Source organism: Desulfobulbus oralis (genome assembly GCF_002952055.1).
GTDB lineage: Bacteria > Desulfobacterota > Desulfobulbia > Desulfobulbales > Desulfobulbaceae > Desulfobulbus > Desulfobulbus oralis.
Map to the genome: position 1 here is coordinate 232,569 of NZ_CP021255.1, position 20,762 is coordinate 253,330.

Consider the following 20,762-nt stretch of genomic DNA (forward strand, 5'->3'; position numbering starts at 1 on the left):
TGCCCTCCGGCAGAGCCACGGCATCGTCTCCGTACAGGATATCGTCGCCGTCCCCACCATAGATAACGTCGCTGCCCGCCTGACCCGCTACCCAGTCGTTGCCGGAACCGGCGTCGATATAGTCGTCCCCCGGATCCGCCGCCACACGGGTCTGCAGGCTCAGGTTCATTCCAGGGGCAAAGGAAAAATCATAATCCGCCCCCACAGTCCAGCCCCAGCCGTAAAACATCTGCCCCCTGGGAACCATCACGATGCTATCGCTCAGGTTGCGGATCTGCCGCATCTCGCCTGTGGCTGTGTCCCAGTAATACTCCCGCGCTACCGGAATACCGTTGAGCGAGCCCGTCAGAGTCTGGGTCTGCAGGCGTATCTGGTAATGCCCATCCCCCAGAATCAAATCATCTCCCGCCCCGCCCCGAAGCTCATCACTGCCTCCGCCGCCAAAGAGAAAATCCCTGCCGCCGCTGCCGATAAGCGCATCGTCTCCTTCTTCGCCCGCCACCCAGTCGCCGGGCCCTCCACTCGCCGCCTCGATATCGTCTGCGGCAAAACCGCCGTACAGCACATCCGCTCCGCCGCCGCCGTAGATGATATCGCTGCCGCCACCCCCCTCGACATGGTCGTTGTCGCTCTCCGGCGCACCCGGCTGCAGAAAGTTGCCCGCACGGATGAACTCGTTGCCCGCTCCGCCCAGAATGAAGTCGTCGCCGCCGTGGGCCAGAACCAGATTGGTGGCTCCGTCACCGGTCTCGATCCGGTCGCCGTACTCGCTGCCCGTCAGATAGTCGTTGCGCCTGCTGCCGACAATCCGACCGCCTTTCGGCGCCGCTTTCAGGCTCACCGCCAGATAAAACCGCTCCCACTGGCTGTAATCCGCATCGATGGAGTCCGGACCATCCTGATGCGCCTCCCGCAGGCGAATGCCGAAGGCGCCATCGGCAAAATCCGCCGCACTCGTCTGCTTGGCAAAGGTGATGCTGGTATTCCCGTTGATGGTCAGAACGCCCGGGGAATGAAACGCCAGACGATGCCTGGGGCTGCCGTCCGCATTCCTCACAAGGCTTTCAAATTCGCTGCCGCTGCCTGCCGCCGCCTGAAACGTCCCGGCAATCAGCGTTTCATGACCGTTACGATCCCGGTAGAGAATGTGATTCCTGCCGCTGTCGATGATCGTATCGTGACTGCCCTCGACCACGACATAGGTGTCTTCCCCCGCTCCGCCGATAAGGGTGTCGTGGCCGGGGCCGCCGTCAAGGTAGTCCCGGCCGGTGCCCCCCACCAGCACGTCATTGCCGCCACCACCATTCAGGGCGACACCGTTCGTGTTGCCCAGACTCGTATTCCCGAGCAGGATGTTGTTCTGCCCTGTACCGGCAAGTGGAGTCCCTGAATACACGGCGAAAACCTCGGTGGCATCAAAATCAGCAGCATGCAGATTGAGGCCGGGGTTACCGGCGTTCAACTCCGCCACTATCGCATCCCGGGCCGCGTTGAGCTGATCCTGAAGCCCGCTTGCCTGGGAAATGGTAATCCCGGCATTCCTCCGGGCCAGCTCGGCGTTTATGACGGCAATATCGCCGTTGGCATTGGTAAACGCCGTCCTCCGGGCTCTATCCCAGGCGGTATTCATATAATTGCTGTTACTGCCGTTCCCCTGCCGGTTGTGTCTGGTGTACACACTGTACACGCCCCGGGCGTCTTCTGCCGTGACCGCAGCGGCATTTTCATACAACCCGAACACCTCGGATTCGATAATGCGCCGCTTGTACTGATTGCCGCTGTTGTAGCGAATCTCGTACCATGCTTCGGCTCGATCCCGCGCCATGCCCTCAATATCGGTAACACCATTTGTTGTTCTTTGTGCATTAATGGCAGCACTTAACCTGCCCCCCAACAGCACCGGATTATTATATGCCAATGAAGCCAAAACAACTCGTTCGTATGATCTGCTAATTACCGGTGTCGTATAGTCTGCCGAAGTTATGCCTGTTTGGGGATGAGTCTGCCTGTTAATTTCACCGTTCACCTTTTCTTCAAAGCAGCGCCATGTAACAATTGTAGTATTATTGTTGCCTTGAGTAGTGTCGTTGGTATCCATAAGCCCATCAAACACTGCTCTGATCTGGGTATTGGTCATTGTAAATGCAGATACAGTTCCCCCTGTTGCCGCATTGACAGCCGCATCAAACAGGGCTGCCAGAGCGTTATTTCTTCGCTGGCGAGCCGCACCAGTGTTTGTCTGAGTGGTTCTCAGCGTGTCTCTGTCCAGCACACGCTGGGCCGCATCGAGTTTCTGCTGGGCCGCATCGCGTTGCTGCCGGGCCGCAGACAGGGCGGCTGGGCTGGATGTAGGGTTATTCAATACAGCCAGAGCGGCATTGAGATTATTTCGAGCTGTGTTCAAATCTTGTCGGGCCACAGTTGCGGTAGTTTGAATCAGATATTTGACCGCTCGTGCTGCCACCTGATTGGTGGGATACACAGCGCTCAGCACCCTATCAAGAACATGATTATTCCTACCACCATCAATATTAAAACCAACACCAATGGTGATCAGTGGATCATGACTAGCATTCGGATTATAATCCGCATCAAAATATGGAGTCTGAGTAAATCCCTCCAGTTGTTTGATCAGAATATAACGCAGTTCTTCGTATTGCTGGTCAGTTAAAGCGCGTCCATTAATCGCCATGATCCACCTCCAGTGTTATGGTTCATATAGTCAATCGTTCGTGATCGTACAGATATCGCTAAACATATAAAAATCAATTGATGCATCTTCCCGTTTTTTAGCCCGGCAGATTGTATGGTCTTTGGATATGCTGAAAGCCCTCCCTTTATATAAAAAAAGTTGTCGCCCACATCGACTAAAAAACCATCTGTTGTCAGGAATGTTTTCCAAAGGCCTATAATAAGAACTACTTCCTGGGTATAGTTCATTTTCGGGCACATACAGATAAATAAAGTCGTCTACCAGTCCTGAAGGATAAATACATGACATGTCGAAGGCGCGATAAAAATTATCGTAACCATTATTCTTTGCCACACTGGATATACACTTCTCATAATTGTTACAATAATCTGTATAGAATAACTTTTGTCGGTTGTATGGGCAGGTTGTGTAAAGCGTTTCGCAAAAATTTTCCTGCTCAGCCAATGACAGACCAGTATAGGACACTACCGTGACCAAGGGGCCATTTTGCTCAAAACGCACTTTTGCCCTGCGCAGGCTTGGACGAAAAGGAAGTCTGTATGACACGCCACTCGGCAACTTCTCCCCTTCTATATAACCGTTCTGCATATCGCGAAGGTATTGCGCCCGCCATTTCGCAAATGGTAGGCGATCAGAAGTTTTTACCCAGTAGTTGCTCAACTCGTAAATCATCTGCCAGTTGTCCTCAATCTTCAGCACTTCCCACTCCGGTTCGCTGAATTGCGGCATATCCGGATGAAAACGCAGCTTGCACCAAAACGAGGCTTGTGAAGGTTGCAGCTTGTTCAGATTTTTCACCATGTCCCGGCATACGTTCCAGCCGGTGTCTTTGATCTGATAATACTTCACGCGCGGTTTGACTTGGCCCTGCTTTTCCCCGGCCTGCGCCATGGGTGGCAAAGCCAGAGCGCAACACAGCGTCAGCAGCAGAAGAGCGAAAAGAGCCCAGCCCGGACATCTGCCCGCCGCAGGCCTGGCTGGCAGCCGGGCCAGGGCAGGCTCTGTGCCCGGGCCATTCCGGAAAAAGGATGGAGAAGACGGAGAAAAAGGAAGGTACAAACCGGAAGAAACACAGAGCGACATGGCATCCCTCACAAAGTATGTTAGAGGAATCTTAAGCTATCGCCAGTATAGCTCCCCCTGCTGCCCACTGGCAAGCCCTGATGTATAAACAACGCCCCCGCCGTGCCAGGTGTTTTTGTGCTCCGCATCCGCCGTAAAGCTCTGGCTTCTGGTGTCGGTACTCCCCAGAATCAGCCCGGAACGCCGGTTCAGCAAACGGCAAACAGCTCGTTGACCCTGGGCTTCTCCCGCTCATCCGCTCCGGAGAGCTGGATCGCAGCTCCTGCGTTTGCAGCGTCCAGGCCATGACGAAGCGCCCCTGCCGTGGTGTGGTAGAGGATGCAGTCCCGGTCATCCAGGGCAGAGCCTGTGGCATTGGCCACAAAAAGGCTGTCTGCAGGCGGGCCTGCTTCAGAAAGGGCCGCGAACACCGACCGGCTCAGATGCAGAGGGTCTTTTTGCGCATCCCCAGGCCCTTCGGCCTCCGGACTGTCCAGACACAGGCGCGCCCCCTCCGGTCCGGATTCCCCCAGCCCCTGGAGACCCTTCAAGGGCTCCGCTGCCTCTGCCAGGACAAAGGGCGCCTTGCGGTCAGTGGAGAGCATGGCCGCTCGTCCCGCATCCGCACCGCTCCCGGATGCATCCCTGGCTCCACTCAGGTTCAGGGCTTTTCCGTCAGAGCTCAGATACTGGCTCAGGTTCTGGGCGGTGATGTCGCCGTCCGTAAACCGGATCGTCTCGATGCGGTTGTTGGCGTTCTTCCAGTTTTTGATGGTCAACACATCAGAAAGCCCGGAAAAGGCCTTGCCTTCCTCTTTAATGCCGATCTCGAGGTCATCACCAGAAAGCCGCATCACAACCTGCTCACGACTCAGATCCCGCATGATGAGCGTGTCGTTGCCCGCATGGTACCGCTTGTCCACTCCGGCAAAGCTCGACTCCGCGCCGTCCCACTCAGAGTAGTTGTCAAAGAGACTCACCCGGCCGCCGGCCCTGCCATAGCTGTAGCTGTCGTTGCCCGCTCCGCCCTGAACAATCGAACCCGAAGCCCCGGCAGAGACATGAATGCTGTCGTTGCCGCCAGCGGTAAACACTTTGTTCGCCCCGCTGCCGGTGATAACCGTATCCCCATAGTTGCCGGTGGTGATGGTATCGTTGCCAGAGCCCAGACTGAGATCTGCCGCACTCTCCGTCCAGGTGAAGTTCTGCCCTTCGTCGCCGAATGTCAGGTAGCCGGTCAGGTTTTGGGCAGTGATGTCGCCGTCCGTAAACCGGATCGTCTCGATGCGGTTGTTGGGGTTCTTCCAGTTTTTGATGGTCAGCACATCAGAAAGCCCGGAAAAGGCCTTGCCCCCCTCTTTAATGCCGATCTCGAGATCATCACCAGAAAGCCGCATCACAACCTGCTCACGACTCAGATCCCGCATGATGAGCGTGTCGTTGCCCGCATGGTACCGCTTGTCCACTCCGGCAAAGCTCGACTCCGCGCCGTCCCACTCAGAGTAGTTGTCAAAGAGACTCACCCGGCCGCCGGCCCTGCCATAGCTGTAGCTGTCATTGCCCGCTCCTCCCTGAACAATCGAACCGGAAGCCCCGGCAGAGACATGAATGCTGTCGTTGCCGCCAGAGGTAAACACTTTGTTCGCCCCGCTGCCGGTGATAACCGTATCCCCATAGTTGCCGGTGGTGATGGTATCGTTGCCAGAGCCGCCTGTGACACGCACCGCGCTGTCTGTCCAGGACAGGCTGTCGCCCATATCGCTGGTCTCGAGGCTCAGGTTGGCAATCGTCACCCTGGCATCCGTAAACTGGATCGTCTCGATGCGGTTGTTGGCGTTCTTCCAGTTTTTGATGGTCAGCACATCAGAAAGCCCGGAAAAGGCCTTGCCCTCCTCTTTAATGCCGATCTCGAGGTCATCACCAGAAAGCCGCATCACAACCTGCTCACGACTCAGATCCCGCATGATGAGCGTGTCGTTGCCCGCATGGTACCGCTTGTCCACTCCGGCAAAGCTCGACTCCGCGCCGTCCCACTCAGAGTAGTTGTCAAAGAGACTCACCCGGCCGCCGGCCCTGCCATAGCTGTAGCTGTCGTTGCCCACTCCTCCCTGAACAATCGAACCGGAAGCCCCGGCAGAGACATGAATGCTGTCATTGCCGCCAGAGGTAAACACTTTGTTCGCCCCGCTGCCGGTGATAACCGTGTCCCCATAGTTGCCGGTGGTGATGGTATCGTTGCCAGAGCCGCCTGTGACACGCACCGCGCTGTCTGTCCAGGACAGGCTGTCGCCCATATCGCTGGTCTCGAGGCTCAGGTTGGCAATCGTCACCCTGGCATCCGTAAACTGGATCGTCTCGATGCGGTTGTTGGCGTTCTTCCAATTTTTGATGGTCAGCACATCAGAAAGCCCGGAAAAGGCCTTGCCCTCCTCTTTAATGCCGATCTCGAGGTCATCACCAGAAAGCCGCATCACAACCTGCTCACGACTCAGATCCCGCATGATGAGCGTGTCATTGCCCGCATGGTACCGCTTGTCCACTCCGGCAAAGCTCGACTCGGCGCCGTCCCACTCAGAGTAGTTGTCAAAGAGACTCACCCGGCCGCCGGCCCTGCCATAGCTGTAGCTGTCGTTGCCCACTCCGCCCTGAACAATCGAACCGGAAGCCCCGGCAGAGACATGAATGCTGTCATTGCCGCCAGAGGTAAACACTTTGTTCGCCCCGCTGCCGGTGATAACCGTGTCCCCATAGTTGCCGGTGGTGATGGTATCGTTGCCAGAGCCCAGACTGAGATCTGCCGCACTCTCCGTCCAGGTGAAGTTCTGCCCTTCGTCGCCGAATGTCAGGTAGCCGGTCAGGTTCTGGGCGGTGATGTCGCCGTCCGTAAACCGGATCGTCTCGATGCGGTTGTTGGGGTTCCGCCAGTTTTTGATGGTCAGCACATCAGAAAGCCCGGAAAAGGCCTTGCCCTCCTCTTTAATGCCGATCTCGAGGTCATCACCAGAAAGCCGCATCACAACCTGCTCACGACTCAGATCCCGCATGATGAGCGTGTCGTTGCCCGCATGGTACCGTTTGTCCACTCCGGCAAAGCTCGACTCGGCGCCGTCCCACTCAGAGTAGTTGTCAAAGAGGGTGTCATGACCATAACCTTTTGAAAATACATAGCTGTCATTGCCAGCCATCCCCTGGGCCAGGTCACGGCCCCCGCCAGGATCCAGCGTATCATTCCCCGCCAGGCCAAACAGGATCTCTCCGGCAGCCGTGCCCTTCAGAACATCGCTGCTGTTCGTGCCCCGGATAACGCTTGCCGCAGCACCTGCCTCAACCGTTACAGTAAACACATCAGACACGCTGTACTCGCCGTCAGAGGCCACGACTTTCACCTCCCAGGTTCCGGCCGCGCCCGGCCTGCCGCTGAAGGTCCGGCTCGCCGCATCGAAGCTCAGCCAGGAGGGCAGCGCCGAACCGTCCGCCAGACTCGCGCTGTACGAAAGCTCATCGCCGTCCGGATCGCTGAAGGCCCCGGCCGCCAGCACATAGCTGAAGTCCTCCCCAGCCTTGCCCGCAGCATCCGCAAGCGGGGTGGACAACACCGGCTCGTGGTTGACAGGTTTCGGAGGCTCTGGCGGCGTTTCACCACCCTGAAAACTTATCCCCAGATCCCCATCCTGCCAGTGCAGAATCTCCACATGTCCCTTTTGGCCACCCATGGTCACATACAGCGTGTTGCCGGCTTTGGTCAGCGTGTAGCCGCCATCCGCTGTCTGGCGGACTGTATCGGACACAATCCTCAGATCTTCGCCTCTGACCAACTGCCCGTTCAGCCATACACTCCCCTTGCCGTCCCGGTCATCTATCCGGGTCACCGAACCGGCTGTCCCAAACGTCATCCTTTGCAGATGGTAGCGGTCATTGCCGCTCTCGTCCCTCATGGTCGATTCGCCAACGCCGCTGTAGTACACATCGTCGCCAGTTCCGCCGTCCAGCAGCGTATTCCCCCCGGAACCGGCATTCAGGGTGTCATTGCCAGCCTCGCCGTACAGCTCGTCTCCGCCGCTGCCGGCCCACAGCTCGTCGTGGCCCGCGCCGCCGTACACCAGGTCTTTTGCACCGTCGTCTTCAGAGGCATACAACTGATCATCTCCGCCACCACCGTACAGCCTGTCCGCGCCGTTCCCCCCAACCAGCATGTCATCGCCTTCTGCCATGCCCTCCGGCAGAGCCACGGCATCGTCTCCGTACAGGATATCGTCGCCGTCCCCACCATAGATAACGTCGCTGCCCGCCTGACCCGCTACCCAGTCGTTGCCGGAACCGGCGTCGATATAGTCGTCCCCCGGATCCGCCGCCACACGGGTCTGCAGGCTCAGGTTCATTCCAGGGGCAAAGGAAAAATCATAATCCGCCCCCACAGTCCAGCCCCAGCCGTAAAACATCTGCCCCCTGGGAACCATCACGATGCTATCGCTCAGGTTGCGGATCTGCCGCATCTCGCCTGTGGCTGTGTCCCAGAAATACTCGTGCGCCACCGGAATACCGTTGAGCGAGCCTGTCAGAGTCTGGGTCTGCAGGCGTATCTGGTAATGCCCATCCCCCAGAATCAAATCATCTCCCGCCCCTGCCCTGATGGTATCCCCATGACTACCCCCAAACAGAAAGTCTCTGGACCCGCTGCCGGTAATATGGTCTGCTCCTTCTTCCCCGGCTATCCAGTCACCCGCCTGATTCTCCTGGCCGGGCCGCTCGATATCCTCCCCGATCAGCCCCCCGTACAGGCTATCCGCACCCGCACCACCGTAGAGCACATCACTGTTGCCGCCGCCTTCAACCTGATCATTGTCCGTTTGACCCGCGGCAAGCCGCCCCTGCCTACCCGCGCGGATGTAATCCATCCCCGTTCCGCCCCGGATATCGTCGTCACCCCCATAGCCAAATACCAGATTCGTCGCCCCGTCCCCGGTCTCGATCCAGTCCCTGTGTTCACTGCCAGTGAGATAGTCGTTGCGCTTGCTGCCAACAATCCGCCCGCCTTTCGGCGCGCCCTTCAGGCTGATCGCCAGATAAAACCGATCAAACTGGTGCATGTCCGCGTTGATATAATCAGAACCCGCCACATGCATCGTCTCCAGCCCCAGATCGCCGCTCTTCCAGCCGGCCAGACGCGCCACCACCCGATACGAGCCATCCTGCCCCTTCTGCGATAGCTCCCAGGCCTCGCTGTCGCCATAGCGCAGTTGCCACCTGCCGTCTGCCGAGCTGAACAGATCCGGCCGCTCCTTCGTGTTGGTGAAGGCACCCCGTACCGCTTCCTTGCCAACCCGGATCACTCCCTGGCCGTCCTCATCCCGGATGATGTCCGGGGAGCCGTCATCCTGCAGAACATAGGTGTCAAAACCCCGGCCCCCCTCGAGGATGTTTCGACCAGTGCCGGAATCAAGATGATCAGCCCCTCCGCCTGTCTTGATACTGTCGTCACCAGCGCCGCCATACACATGCTGTACCACATTGTAGAAGCGGCCGTCGTATGTATCCCCATTGTTCGAGCCGAAAATGTAGCGGGGAGCGCCGGCAACTGGCAGCTCCTCCCAATAGGGAAGCCCGGTGTTGTCATACTTTTGCACCAGCTCAAAGGGTTGAAGCTCAAGACCTGAGGCTGCATCCAGGTAATAAATTTTGTCAGCCGAGATGGTGGCATTCTCAACCCCTGCCTGAACAGCCGCCACAAGAAATGACGCCCGGTCTGTTAGGCTCAGGCCTCATTACTTGCCAAAAAGCAGAAAATCTGGTTAGTTGTGCTCAAGGAGGACGCCATGAGCCAACTTTTCTACCTTTCTGCCGAACAACTCGAACGTATCAAGCCCTTCTTCCCACGTTCACATGGTATTCCGCGGGTCGATGACCGGAAAGTCATCAGCGGCATCATTTATGTCATCAAACATGGCCTGCAGTGGAAAGACGCGCCGCGCGAGTATGGCCCGTACAAGACGCTCTACAATCGTTTTTTGCGCTGGAGCCGGATGGGCGTCTTCAACAATATTTTTACCGAATTGGCAAAAACAGCGGGACAGGATGGCCAGGTAATGATCGATGCGACCCACCTCAAGGCTCATCGTACCGCCGCCAGTTTGCTCAAAAAAGGGCTCTTTCCCGCTGCATCGGCGCCGCACAAAGGGTGGGCTGAACTCCAAACTCCATGCCCTTTGCGACGGTCACGGCAGGCCCCTGGCCATGACGCTCACAGAAGGCCAGGTGAGCGACTACAAGGGAGCCGCCCTGCTTATGGACGCCATAGATGCTTTGCCTGAGGCCAGGGCGCTGCTGGCGGACCGTGGTTATGACGCCGACTGGTTCCGTGATGCCCTGCGTGCCAGAGGCATTACGCCCTGCATCCCGCCCAGACGGAGCCGGAAGAGACCCTGCCCGTACGATAAAGATCTGTATAAACAGCGGCATAAGATCGAGATCATGTTTGGCAGGATCAAAGACTGGCGGAGAATAGCCATGCGTTATGACCGCTGCGCGCATACCTTCTTTTCAGCTCTGTGCCTCGCGGCTTCCGTCATATTCTATCTCGATTAATGAGGCCTGAGCCTAGATACTGTTCGCTCATGCCGTTTGGAGCTGTGTTGGCATCGTACAGATCCAGCTCCCCGTTTTGGTTGTGCCTGGCGATATCCACCCCGGTCTCCACCACCACGTGGCGCAGCCTGGCCAGGGCATAGCGCGCAGCCAGACCAGTGGCATCGTCCCGTTTCGCCAGATTGACCAGATCCTCTGCCCCGACCACCGCCTCCGCATCCTGGCCATAGCCCTCCAAGCCTATGGCACGCCCTATCGCCTGGGCATTGCGCAGATGGTTCATACCGCCGCCGGAGGTCAGCGCGGGCTGCGGTTCATAGGGGCTCTTGATGAGTTGTTGCATCTTCTCCTCGCCCAGGTTGGTGTAGGTCACCAGCAGGGCGTCGCGCAGGCTCTGGGGCAGATCGTCCCACTGGCCGGCATAGGCGCTGTTGTTCCTGAAAAACGCCTCGGCATGCTCCTTCATGTACAGACCATAGAGCTTGGCCGTCAGCTCGCCGCCAGGGTGCATCAAATCATTGACGAGTCTTGCATAGTCGTTGAGGTAGGGTTCCAGGTTCAGAGCCTTATACTGCTCTTTGCCAGCATGCTGCACAATCAGGTCGATCGCAGTGGCGATCTTGAAGTTACCCGGGCCGGCATCGATCAGCGCCGGGTTGAGAATTTTGTCCATCAGCGTGGGTTTGCCCTGAAACTCCCGGGCTTCTCTATAGAGATCCTGCCATTCGGCATGTGAACGCTCTGTTGCAAGTTCCGCATGGTAGGTGCTCAGCCAAACTTCGGCAGCGTCACGTTCCGGGCCATCCATAACCAGAGGGAGCGTGGCTGCCCCCAAAGAAGAGAGCATCCTGGATTTGGCATACCTGTCAAGCAGGTCATCTTTCCAGTCATAGGCCGTGTTCTCCTCGGCCATGGCGCCTGCAATCGCCCCGGCGGAAATGCCGGTCGTCTGTGCGGCGAAATCAATCGCCTCCTTCGCATCCCTGATAAACGTGAAGGCGCTGTCCTTGTAGGTTTCGTTGGTGGCGCTGTACATATACCTGAGCTTTGCCATACTGCCCTCCATAAAAAGTTGTTCATGGCCTAATGGCCGTTGCACATGCCGATGAACCACTGCGACTCGATCCGGCGGTACACGCATTCATAGTCCTGCCACTTCCTGGGCAGACGGTTGAGCGTGGGCAGCACGCGCGCCGTGAATTGATGGATTGTGGCCACCCCCTCCTTCTCGTGAAACACTGCCCCATGCTCCTCTCTGTACGTGGTCTGAAGCGGTCCGAGCAGAATTCCGTTCTCGATGCGCGGCACTTCCGAGAAAAAATAGTACTCCTTCCAGATCACGCCGAAGAGCAGGCTGCCACGGTAGTGCCTGCTGGTATCACTCCGATCAGGATGCTTGATTCTCGGAGTCGTTGCGGGCTGAATACGCAGGTCCCCGTACTTATCAAACGCGGCAAAGGGCGGCAGTTCCCGTCTCTTCCGTTCACGCCTGACGGCCGTTGCCACGGCATAGGGGTCGGGGTACCAGACGCCAAAACCATGCGCAATGTGGTCAATACCCGCCCTGTTGAAGAGTTCCAGGGTGTCGCCCTCCTTGTACCAGTCCCAGGGGGTATTGTCGGCAGGATACTCCCGGTAACGCCGCACCGCCTCGATAAAGTCCGCCCGGTGTGCCCTGAAATTCGCAATCATCTCCTCGTCGCTCGGCAGCGGATTCCAGATCAACAGGCGGTAGTAGTTGCAGCCCATGAGGCACAGAAAGACTGCCAAGGCGATACCCGCCGCCTTGATGCCAGACAGACCAAATTTTTTCCTGGCCAGCCTGTAGCCTATAAACGGCGCAGCAAGTGGAAGCACGAGATACCACGTAACATCGACCAGAACATAGACGAAAAAAGTCAGCATAAGGCCCGATTCCTGGGAAAGATGGCTAATGTTGTGTTCATGGCCTAATGGCCGTTGCACATACGGATGAACCACTGCGGCTCGATCCGGCGGTACACGCATTCATAGTCCTGCCACTTCCTGGGCAGGCGGTTGAGCGTGGGCAGCACGCGTGCCGTAAATTGATGGACTGTGGCCACCCCCTCCTTCTCGTGAAACACTGCCCCATGCGCCCCACTGCCCGCGGTCTGAAGCGCTCCGAGCAGAATCCCGTTCTCGATGCGCGGCGCTTCCGGGAAAAAGTGGTAATCCTTCCAGATCACGCCGAAGAGCAGGCTGCCATGGTAGTGCCTGCTGGTATCGCTCCGATCAGGATGGTCGATTCTCGGAGTCGTTGCGGGCTGAATACGCAGGCCGCTGTACTTATCAAGCCTGGAGGGCGGCAGCTTCTGCTCCTCCTTGTCCCGCCTGACGGCCGTTGCCACGGCATAGGGGTCGGGGAACCAAACGTCAATTGCAGAGTCAATGTTGTCAATACCCGCCCTGTTGAAGAGTTCCAGGGTGTCGTCCTCCTTGTACCAGTCCCAGGGTGTATAGTCGGCAGGATACTCCCGGTAACGCCGCACCGCCTCGACAAAGTCCGCCCGGTGTGCCCTGAAATTCGCAATCATTTCCTCGTCGCTCGGCAGGGGATTCCAGACAAGCAGGTAGTAGTACAGCATGCAGTAGAAACAGGAGAAAAGCCCGCTGCCCGCAGCCAGCCAGACCCAGTTCCGCATCAGGAAGCCGCGGCAGCCTTGCATGACCTTTCCCTGGCGGACGGCGCTCACATCGCTCTGCCTTGCCATACTGTCCTCCATAAAAAGTTGTTCATGGCCTAATGGCCGTTGCACATGCCGATGAACCACTGCGGCTCGATCCGGCGGTACACGCATTCATAGTCCTGCCACTTCCTGGGCAGGCGGTTGAGCGTGGGCAGCACGCGTGCCGTGAATTGATGGACTGTGGCCACCCCCTCCTTCTCGTGAAACACTGCCCCATGCGCCTCTCTGCCCGCGGTCTGAAGCGCTCCGAGCAGAATCCCGTTCTCGATGCGCGGCGCTTCCGGGACATTGCCTACAAGCAGGTATTTGTCGCCGATGATTCAGCACTTGGCTGACCTTGGCATCTAGAGCATTTTAACAATGACTTTTACCATATTATTTCAACGGCACAGAGCTTATGAAAATAGCCGGTAAAGATTTTCGCCAGCGTGCGGTGGCAGTGTATCAGTCAGGGGAGTTCACGCGGGAAGAAGTGGCCAAAATGTTTGGCTACACCACGACCACCATTGGTAACTGGATGCGGACCTTCAAAAAGGAAGGCCGGATCACGTCGTTGCCGCGAGGCCACAGAGCGCCGGCGTTCACAGCCGGGGAGCAACAGCAGTTACGGGAGCTTGTGCGGAAACAGCCCGATATGACCCTTGAAGAAATCAGGACGCATTTTGGCAAAAACTGTTCTCTGCCCACGGTGTCCAATACGCTGGCCAGACTGGGGCTCACGTTTAAAAAAAGACGTTAAAGGCCAGTGAACAGGTGGAACGGGCAGACATTGTCCAGGCCCGTGAAGAGTGGCGCAGGGTGCAGGATGAAACGCCGTGCGAGCATCTGGTGTTTCTGGACGAAAGCGGCGCAAAAACGAATATGACGCGCCTGTACGGTCGTGCGCCTCTGGGCGAGCGGTGCTTCGACCATGCGCCGGATGGTCGCTGGAAAACGGTGACCATGCTGTCCTCCATTCGCCTTGATGGCACCACGGAATGTCTGGTGTTTGCTGGCGCGTTGGACAGGCGCACCTTTGAAGCATACGTAAAGGAGAGTCTTGCGCCTGCGCTGAAAGAGGGTGATGTGGTTGTGATGGACAATTTGCGTGCGCATAAATCTCCGACAGCGCAGCAGGCGATTGCAGCGCGCGGAGCACGAGTGCTTTTCCTGCCTGCGTACAGCCCGGATTTGAACCCGATAGAAAAGATGTGGAGCAAGGTGAAACAGCTTTTGCGAGGCTTCAAAGCATGGAACACAGACGAGCTTTTTACCGCCATTGGCCAGGCCCTGGACAAGGTCACCGCAAGCGATGCCAAAGGCTGGTTCGCTTCATGTGGGTATAGTAATTTTCAAAGTTAAAACGCTCTAATTCCGCCTGATAGGCTGCATGGTCAAAACTCATGGCATGTTCTCCCTGTTAAAAACTGGTAAAGGTAATGGTGGTATTCGGTTGCTGATCGTGTACGCCAAAAAAACCATAGGCTGTCAACAGTTCTTTCAGCAGTTGCAGTACCCTGGCCTGCTCTTCTTCGGGAGGAATGGGCGCAAAGCGGGGATTGAAGCCAAAAAATGTCCAGGTCACGCTTGGAGGGCTTAAATTTTGGTCATCGTCCAGAAAAAACTTTTTTCGTCCTCTTTTGAGATGTACTCATTCAAAAAGGCCATAATGCTTCCTCTTGGGAAGTGATGAAAAATCTCTGCTCCGGCCCATGGGCCACCCTTTCAGGTACTTCTACCACATGCTGTATGCCGGACAAGCAAAAAAGGAAGGAAAAACAGGGAAAAAAAGAAAAAATCCAGCAGATTGGGAATCCGGGCCCGCACCGCCCTTTCGACTCCCCTGTCCGCGGCATGCCACCCGGCTCAGGTCATTTTGCGGCAAGGTCCGGGAATCATCACCCATGCGCCAGGCATACCGGCAGAAACATTCTTGATCATGCCTCCTGAGGGGCAGCTCAGACAATATTTCTGAAACACCCGTCAAAAGCCAGAGCAGAAACATGAACGCAGGCATTCCCGCGCCACCGGTGCGCCCGAGAGCCGGTGATACTGCATGAGCACCTGATAGTGCCCGTCGCCAAGCAGCAGATCATCGCCCGCCCCGCACCGGCCCTGTCCGGCCTTTTCTATTCCCCAGGAGCGGCGGGCCGTCTTTTTCTGAAGCGTTTCCGCTGCTTTTCAGGGTTAGCAGGGTCCGCCTTCGCCTCTCTGGCCCGGGCCCGGGCCGCACGGCGCTCTCCCAGTTCATGCTGAAAGGGCACTGGAACCCGCAGCACACGCTCGGCCCCAAAGGCCCCCTCTCGCCCCGCACCGGCATCCCTGAAATCCGCCAGCAAAGGCTCTCCCTTTTGCACCGACTTCCGGATCCGCACCGGCCCCGCCCACAGAATGTACTGCTCGTTGTACTCAGCATCCGCAACAGCCTGCTGCGGCGACATCAGCAACGCCCCGCTCTCCGTCTCCACCGCAAAGACCTCCAGCCCCGTCCTGGCCCTGAGAATCTCGTTGTTCGCCACAAACCAGTCCACACGCGTATACACCGTGCCAAACACATCCACCGTGATGTACACATCCACCTCGGCCTCAGACGGCGCCACCACCTGCACCCCCTCCAGGAACAGATAGGTCTGCACAATCGCCGTCAGAAACTGCAGATCCTCCGTGTTGAACTCCTCCGAGTTGTGATACGCTCCCAGTCCCTCGTACTGCAGCCCCAACTGCGCCTGCGCCGCACCGCCCCGCGTGACCGCGCGCTTCTCGCTGGGCGACGCCAGCAGACTCGAGCTCGTCGTGGTCTGGGTGCCATGCGTCCGGGTGCTGCTGCCGGAAGACAGGCCCCCGCTGTTCTCCGTAGTCGAACTGCTGCTCGATGTCGTGGTCGAACTGCTCTCGTAGCGCGGGTAAATATACGTTTCCTTCACCTGCGGCTGCTGCTGGTAATACCCGTGCAACTGCGAGACAATGGAAAAGCGCCCCCCAGTCAGGTTCCCGGCCCCGGTGTCGCCCATGGCGTTCACATAGATGTTCACCTTCCGCCCCCGGATCGCCCCAAGATCGATCTGCCTGATCGCCGTCCGCGTGGCCGCCGCAACCAGCTCCTGCTCGATGGCAAAGCGCTTGCCCCCGCCATGACCGGGTATGCCCGTCAGGGCCGCACAGCCGGAGAGCTGCAGCACACAGAACAAAACAGAAAGCAAACCAAAACACCACGGCAGACCACGCCTGCCCGGAAAAACCGACTTTTTCATCACGGCTCGCGCAGCCCCTCGTCCAAAGCCCGGATAACGGGATAGAGAAAATACGAAATCACTGAGCGCGTCCCCACCTTGATCTCCGCACGCAGCTTCATCCCCGGCAGCAGACGAAAGCCTGCCGGAACCTTTTGCAATTTGCTGTCCAGCAGGGTGATCCGGCAGCGGTAAAAGGCCGCGCCCCCAGCCGGGTGGGCTTCTTCTCCCTTAAGCAGCTCTTCCCCAGAAGCACGGGCAAAGGCGTTTTCGCTGATCACCCGCACCGCTCCGGGCAGAACCCCATGCCGCTGAAAGGGAAAGGCATCGAGCTTGATCCGCGCCGTATCACCCTCCCTGATCCGGCCAATGTCTCTGGACGCCACCTCCACCTCCGCCTCCAGCACCGTGCCCCGCGGCACCAGCACCATGAACGGCTCGGCCTGCTGAATCACCGAACCCACCGAGCGCTCCGCCGCCTGCAGCACCACCCCACGGGCCGGGGCCCTCAGCTCGATCAGCTCATGCATCCGACGCGCCTTGTGCAGCTCCTCCTCAACCCGGTTGTGCTCACGCCGCAACTCCACCGCCTGTTCCAGAAGATCAGCCTGACGCTCCTCCACAAAACGCCGCCACTCCGAACGAGCCTCCTTCAGCTCCTGCCGGGTCACCTCGGCCTCGGCACGCAGGTTGCCCAGCACATTCTCCACCTCGACCCGCGCCTTCCTGGCCTCGATCAGACGAAGCCGCCTCTGCGTCTCATCCTCCCCCTTCAGCCGACGCGCCGCTGTGCCCTCCATGTCCCGCAGCACCTTGCCCTGTCGCTCCTGACCCGCCTGCTGAACCCCATTCTGGGCCAGTTTCGCCTCCAGCGCCGCCACCTTGTCCGCATTCAGACGCCGCGTCTCCGCCACCACCTGCCGCCGCTGCCTCAGCACCTGCTCCTGCAGAAGACCGTCCCCCGCCTCCTCCGGTCTGGCCCGGAAATCCCCGCCCCCAAGCTCCGCCTCTATCCGCCTGAGCTGCGCCGCCAGAGCATGGGCCTGCTTCTCCAACTGCCCCAGATCCGCACTGGCAAAGGTCGCATCCAGGGTCGCCAGCAACTGCCCCGCCTCCACCGCATCCCCCACTCTGGCCTCGATGCTCCGGATCACCGCCGTATTCAGCGGCTGCACCACAATGGCAGGCGCGCTGGTGATCAGCTCCCCCTCTGCCACCACGATCCGGTCAACCCGGAACACTATCGCCCCCACAACCAGCGCCACTATCGCCGCCAGAATCACGTACAGCACCCAGCGCGCCCCGCCCGGAACACCGCCTGCCTCGATCGCCGCCGCATCCGGCTGATACTCCAGAAGCTCACGATCCAGATTGCCCATCCCCATCTCCTCCTGTTCACCGGGCTGCTCGAGCGGCAAACCTTTCCCGGGCTGCAGCCCATAAAATCCCTTGACGCCATAATGTTAAAACGCCACATTGCTCAGATGAATGCGAACAAGGAGGCATTATCATGAGCGAATTGTCCAGGCGTTCCACCATCTACTTCGAAGCCCGGCTCCATGCTGCCCTGAAGCTCAAAGCCATCCACTCCAACCGCAGCCTGTCCGATCTTGTCAACGATGCCGTGCGTCAGGCCCTGGCCGAAGATCAGGCCGATCTGGCCGCCTTTGGCGAGCGAAGCGCAGAACCAACCATGAGCTATCAGGAACTGTTGCAGGATCTGAAACGGCATGGCCAGATATGAACTCAGGTTCAGACAATCGGTTGCCAGGGATCTGCGCCGACTGCCCAAACAGGATCTGGCTCTCCTGCTCCGGCGTATTGCATCCCTGGCCGACAATCCCCGCCCTGCGGGGTACGAAAAGCTGAGCAATCAGGCCTGGTACCGCGTCCGCCAGGGAGTTTACCGCATTGTGTACGAAATCCAGGATCAGGCTCTGCTGGTGACGGTGGTTAAAATCGGGCATCGCCGCGAAGTCTACAGAAAACGCTGACCATGCGGTTTTCCCGGGGCAGCGCCCTACAGCTCCATCTGCTGATGCCAGAGCTTGCTGTACAGCGCGCAGTCCCCGAGCAGGGCACTGTGCGGGCCATGGCCCACCACAGTACCCCGATCCAGCACGATGATGCTGTCCGCTTCCTTCAGCATGGAGAGCCGGTGCGAGACCACCAGCACCGTCCGGTTCCTGGCAATGTCCTTCAGGTTGGCCCGCACAATCGCCTCGCTCTCCGGATCCAAAGCGCTCGTGGCCTCGTCCAGAATCAGTATCTCCGGCTGGGTCAAAAGCGCCCGCGCAATCGCCAGACGCTGGCGCTGCCCGCCCGACAGATTCTTCGCCCCCTCCTCCAAAAGCGTGTCGTAGCCCTGGGGCAGATTCACGATGAACTCGTCCGCTCCGGCCAGAATCGCCGCATGGATGATCGCCTCCCGGGTGGCCGCCGACTGCCCGGCACGGATGTTCTCCGCCACTGTCGCCCGAAACAGAAAATTCTCCTGCAGCACCACCCCCATGTGCTGCCGGAGATGCGCGGTGTCCAGCTCGTTCAGATAGCACTGGTTGATCCGGATCGTGCCGGTGGACGGAAAATACACCTTCTGCAGCATCCGGGTGAGCGTGGTCTTGCCCGAACCGCTCGGCCCCACGATCCCCAGCATGCTGCCCGCAGGAATCACAAGCGAAATCTCCTGCAAGGCCACGGGCAGGTCCGGCCCATAGCGGAAGCTCACCCGCTCGAACTGGATGTCGCCCATGAGCGAGGGCCTGGCCCCGTGCCGATCCGCCCCCCACTCCTCGCGCGCGTTCATCACCACCCCCAGCTTCTCCACCGAAAGCGCCGCCTCCTGGTACTGGTGGATCAGACCCACCAGACGCACCAGGGGCGAGGTCACCCGGCCCGCCAGCATCTGAAAGGCAATCAGCGCACCCACGCTCAGGCTGCCGTCAAAAACCAGACCAGCGCCCACCCAGATCAGGATCACCGTCATCATCCGCTCCAGAAACTGGGTCAGGCTGCGGGCGGTAATCGAGATCCTGCCCACCCTGAACTGCATGCTCACCGCAGCCGCCACCTTCTGCTCCCACTGGCCCCGCAGCAGCGGCTCGATCGCCATGGCCTTGACCGTCGCAATCCCGTGAATCGTTTCCACCAGCATGGCCTGACGCTTCGACTCCGCCTCATAAAGCGCATCCAGACGCCGCCTGAAGGGCCGGATCAAAAGCCCAATCACCAGGGTGATCAGAGCGGTGATCACCAGCACAATCCCAGTCAGTCTGACGCTGTAGAAAAACAGAAAGGGCAGAAACACAAAGAGCGAGCTGGCCTCCAGCAGGGTCAGAAACACGCTGCCCGAGAGAAACTGCCGGATCTTCGCCGTCTGCTGCATGTGCTGGGTCAGCACGCCCGCGGTGATGTGCTCGAAAAAGTCCAGCGGCAGATGCAAAAGGTGCCGGAAGGTGCGGGCCGTCACCCGCAGATCGATCTTGTTGGTGGCGTGCAGCAGCAGGTAGTCCCTGAGAAAATCCAGGCAGGCGTTCACCAGCAGCGCCACGCTCATGCCTATCCCCAGCACCTGCAGCGTGGTGAAGGCCTGGTTCACCAGCACCTTGTCGATCACTATCTGAAAAAACAGGGGCGTCACCAGGGCAATCAGGTTGATGAAGAGCACCGACAGCCCCACATCGAAAAACGTCGCTTTCTGACGCAGAAACTCCGGAATGAACCAGCGCAGGGAAAAGGGCTGCTCCTCGTCGCCCAGCCGGTACACCCGCTTGAACAGGCAGAGTTCCCCTCCCCAGAGCGCGGAGAACGCCTCTTCCCCCATGCGCAGGTGCCCCTCCCTGCTCAAGGGATCGTACAGGCCAAGCAGCGGCTTTCCTGCCCTGTCCCTGCCCAGACCCGTCAGCACCACATGACGGCCGTTTTTCAGACGCGCCAGAACCGGAAAGGCCTTGCCCAGTCTGGCCAGATCCCGCCAGGACGCGCGCAGGCTCCGCGCCCGCAGGCCAAGGTCCCTGGCCATGCGCAGCAGGGTTTTTTCAGGTATCTCCCGCCGGCTCAAGCCATATTCGTGGACCAGACGATCCCGGCTCAGCTCGATTTTGTGCTCCCCGGCAATCAGAACAAAGCAGATCAGGGCGGTGTTGACCTGTTCAAAAAAGAGCATGCCGCCTGTCCAGAGCTGACCGAACGCTTCCAGACCTGTCTGCTCTTCCTGGGCCCCAGGGCTCATGAGAGACAGCCGGGCCCTGCTCTGGTTCATGCCGACAAGAACCTGATAGCTGCCGTTCTTCAGCTCCACAATCACCGGCAGACGACCGGCCAGTCCCGCCAACTGCTCCTGGTTCAGCCGGGCCACCTGGGGCCGCAGGCCAGAGAGACGCGCCAGTTCCAGCACCTGCTGAAACAGCTGTTTACAGCCTGCTGCTCCCGCCGGTTCATGAAGCGCGGAGAGCGCCGCCTCGAACCCCGCTTCATCCAGGGTCTTCG

General features: G+C 58.8%; 16 protein-coding genes and 1 pseudogene. 6 read left to right on the plus strand and 11 right to left on the minus strand.

What is annotated here, in order from left to right; all coding sequences use genetic code 11:
• Nucleotides 1–37: 37 nt before the first annotated feature.
• Nucleotides 38–2,098: pseudogene (locus tag CAY53_RS13280) on the minus strand (hypothetical protein); the annotation flags it as partial.
• On the opposite strand from CAY53_RS13280, the gene CAY53_RS13290 reads away from it, so the two are divergent.
• Nucleotides 1,997–2,671 carry a hypothetical protein gene (locus CAY53_RS13290; RefSeq protein WP_245874828.1) on the plus strand — a complete coding sequence of 225 codons (675 nt, stop codon included), beginning with the start codon at nucleotides 1,997–1,999 and terminating at the stop codon, nucleotides 2,669–2,671. The pseudogene CAY53_RS13280 and the gene CAY53_RS13290 sit on opposite strands and share 102 nt — an antisense overlap.
• Nucleotides 2,672–2,722: 51 nt before the next feature.
• Here CAY53_RS13290 and CAY53_RS00930 read toward each other — a convergent pair whose 3' ends face one another.
• Nucleotides 2,723–3,796, minus strand: coding sequence for a hypothetical protein (locus CAY53_RS00930; protein WP_146106347.1), 1,074 nt, complete (start codon nucleotides 3,794–3,796; stop codon nucleotides 2,723–2,725).
• Between the two features lie 188 nt (nucleotides 3,797–3,984).
• Nucleotides 3,985–9,399: a calcium-binding protein gene (locus CAY53_RS00935; RefSeq protein ID WP_146106348.1), complete on the minus strand. Its 5,415-nt coding sequence runs from the start codon at nucleotides 9,397–9,399 to the stop codon at nucleotides 3,985–3,987.
• A gap of 189 nt (nucleotides 9,400–9,588) precedes the next feature.
• Between CAY53_RS00935 and CAY53_RS00940 the strand changes: the two genes are divergently transcribed.
• Nucleotides 9,589–10,357, plus strand: a protein-coding gene (locus CAY53_RS00940; RefSeq protein WP_104935547.1) for an IS5 family transposase whose coding sequence is annotated in 2 segments (ribosomal slippage) — nucleotides 9,589–9,908 and nucleotides 9,907–10,357 — 771 coding nt in all. Because the reading frame shifts where the segments join, the coding sequence is not laid out codon by codon here.
• Here the strand turns inward: CAY53_RS00940 and CAY53_RS00945 are convergent.
• Genes CAY53_RS00945 through CAY53_RS13650 form a run of 4 tightly spaced genes read right to left on the minus strand, consistent with a single transcriptional unit; the run spans nucleotide 10,338 to nucleotide 13,253 of the window.
• Nucleotides 10,338–11,411, minus strand: coding sequence for a hypothetical protein (locus CAY53_RS00945; protein ID WP_146106349.1), 1,074 nt, complete (start codon nucleotides 11,409–11,411; stop codon nucleotides 10,338–10,340). The genes CAY53_RS00940 and CAY53_RS00945 overlap by 20 nt on opposite strands.
• Before the next feature lie 29 nt (nucleotides 11,412–11,440).
• Complete coding sequence (locus CAY53_RS00950; protein ID WP_104935549.1) at nucleotides 11,441–12,262, minus strand: hypothetical protein; 822 nt, start codon at nucleotides 12,260–12,262, stop codon at nucleotides 11,441–11,443.
• A gap of 44 nt (nucleotides 12,263–12,306) precedes the next feature.
• On the minus strand, nucleotides 12,307–13,089 hold the full coding sequence (locus CAY53_RS00955; protein ID WP_104935550.1) for a hypothetical protein: 783 nt from the start codon (nucleotides 13,087–13,089) through the stop codon (nucleotides 12,307–12,309).
• A gap of 29 nt (nucleotides 13,090–13,118) precedes the next feature.
• The gene (locus CAY53_RS13650) at nucleotides 13,119–13,253 is read right to left on the minus strand and encodes a hypothetical protein (protein WP_281261034.1); all 135 of its coding nucleotides are present in this window, start codon (nucleotides 13,251–13,253) and stop codon (nucleotides 13,119–13,121) included.
• 209 nt (nucleotides 13,254–13,462) lie between these two features.
• Here CAY53_RS13650 and CAY53_RS00960 point away from each other — a divergent pair, with 209 nt between their 5' ends.
• Both CAY53_RS00960 and CAY53_RS00965 read left to right on the plus strand, forming a co-directional pair.
• Nucleotides 13,463–13,804 (plus strand): helix-turn-helix domain-containing protein, encoded by a 342-nt coding sequence (locus CAY53_RS00960; protein WP_104935551.1) that lies wholly within the window; start codon nucleotides 13,463–13,465, stop codon nucleotides 13,802–13,804.
• 14 nt (nucleotides 13,805–13,818) lie between these two features.
• Nucleotides 13,819–14,406 carry an IS630 family transposase gene (locus CAY53_RS00965; protein WP_104935552.1) on the plus strand — a complete coding sequence of 196 codons (588 nt, stop codon included), beginning with the start codon at nucleotides 13,819–13,821 and terminating at the stop codon, nucleotides 14,404–14,406.
• Nucleotides 14,407–14,464: 58 nt separating this feature from the next.
• On the opposite strand, the gene CAY53_RS00970 is transcribed toward CAY53_RS00965, so the two are convergent.
• From CAY53_RS00970 to CAY53_RS00980, 3 genes are all read right to left on the minus strand, one after another.
• On the minus strand, nucleotides 14,465–14,629 hold the full coding sequence (locus CAY53_RS00970; RefSeq protein ID WP_181040335.1) for a hypothetical protein: 165 nt from the start codon (nucleotides 14,627–14,629) through the stop codon (nucleotides 14,465–14,467).
• 544 nt (nucleotides 14,630–15,173) lie between these two features.
• Complete coding sequence (locus CAY53_RS00975) at nucleotides 15,174–16,295, minus strand: adhesin (protein ID WP_104935553.1); 1,122 nt, start codon at nucleotides 16,293–16,295, stop codon at nucleotides 15,174–15,176.
• Nucleotides 16,295–17,653, minus strand: a complete 1,359-nt coding sequence (locus CAY53_RS00980; RefSeq protein WP_181040337.1) for an HlyD family type I secretion periplasmic adaptor subunit — start codon at nucleotides 17,651–17,653, stop codon at nucleotides 16,295–16,297. The genes CAY53_RS00975 and CAY53_RS00980 overlap by 1 nt, the downstream gene beginning before the upstream one ends.
• A gap of 131 nt (nucleotides 17,654–17,784) precedes the next feature.
• Here CAY53_RS00980 and CAY53_RS00985 point away from each other — a divergent pair, with 131 nt between their 5' ends.
• A complete protein-coding gene (locus CAY53_RS00985; RefSeq protein ID WP_104935555.1) occupies nucleotides 17,785–18,018 on the plus strand; it encodes an RH3 domain-containing protein in 234 nt (77 codons plus the stop codon).
• A complete protein-coding gene (locus CAY53_RS00990) occupies nucleotides 18,005–18,268 on the plus strand; it encodes a type II toxin-antitoxin system RelE family toxin (RefSeq protein ID WP_104935556.1) in 264 nt (87 codons plus the stop codon). The genes CAY53_RS00985 and CAY53_RS00990 overlap by 14 nt, the downstream gene beginning before the upstream one ends.
• A gap of 26 nt (nucleotides 18,269–18,294) precedes the next feature.
• Here CAY53_RS00990 and CAY53_RS00995 read toward each other — a convergent pair whose 3' ends face one another.
• On the minus strand, nucleotides 18,295–20,439 hold the full coding sequence (locus tag CAY53_RS00995) for a peptidase domain-containing ABC transporter (protein WP_425430783.1): 2,145 nt from the start codon (nucleotides 20,437–20,439) through the stop codon (nucleotides 18,295–18,297).
• Between the last annotated feature and the right edge of the window lie 323 nt (nucleotides 20,440–20,762).

Coding starts and splice junctions, on each gene's coding strand:
- CAY53_RS00955 (WP_104935550.1), bottom strand. CDS start 13,089: ATGGCAAGGCAGAGCGATGTGAGCGCCGTCCGCCAGGGAAAGGTCATG.
- CAY53_RS00950 (WP_104935549.1), bottom strand. CDS start 12,262: ATGCTGACTTTTTTCGTCTATGTTCTGGTCGATGTTACGTGGTATCTC.
- CAY53_RS00960 (WP_104935551.1), top strand. CDS start 13,463: ATGAAAATAGCCGGTAAAGATTTTCGCCAGCGTGCGGTGGCAGTGTAT.
- CAY53_RS00980 (WP_181040337.1), bottom strand. CDS start 17,653: ATGGGCAATCTGGATCGTGAGCTTCTGGAGTATCAGCCGGATGCGGCG.
- CAY53_RS13290 (WP_245874828.1), top strand. CDS start 1,997: ATGAGTCTGCCTGTTAATTTCACCGTTCACCTTTTCTTCAAAGCAGCG.
- CAY53_RS00975 (WP_104935553.1), bottom strand. CDS start 16,295: ATGAAAAAGTCGGTTTTTCCGGGCAGGCGTGGTCTGCCGTGGTGTTTT.
- CAY53_RS00990 (WP_104935556.1), top strand. CDS start 18,005: ATGGCCAGATATGAACTCAGGTTCAGACAATCGGTTGCCAGGGATCTG.
- CAY53_RS00930 (WP_146106347.1), bottom strand. CDS start 3,796: ATGTCGCTCTGTGTTTCTTCCGGTTTGTACCTTCCTTTTTCTCCGTCT.
- CAY53_RS00945 (WP_146106349.1), bottom strand. CDS start 11,411: ATGGCAAAGCTCAGGTATATGTACAGCGCCACCAACGAAACCTACAAG.
- CAY53_RS00995 (WP_425430783.1), bottom strand. CDS start 20,439: ATGCTCTTTTTTGAACAGGTCAACACCGCCCTGATCTGCTTTGTTCTG.
- CAY53_RS00985 (WP_104935555.1), top strand. CDS start 17,785: ATGAGCGAATTGTCCAGGCGTTCCACCATCTACTTCGAAGCCCGGCTC.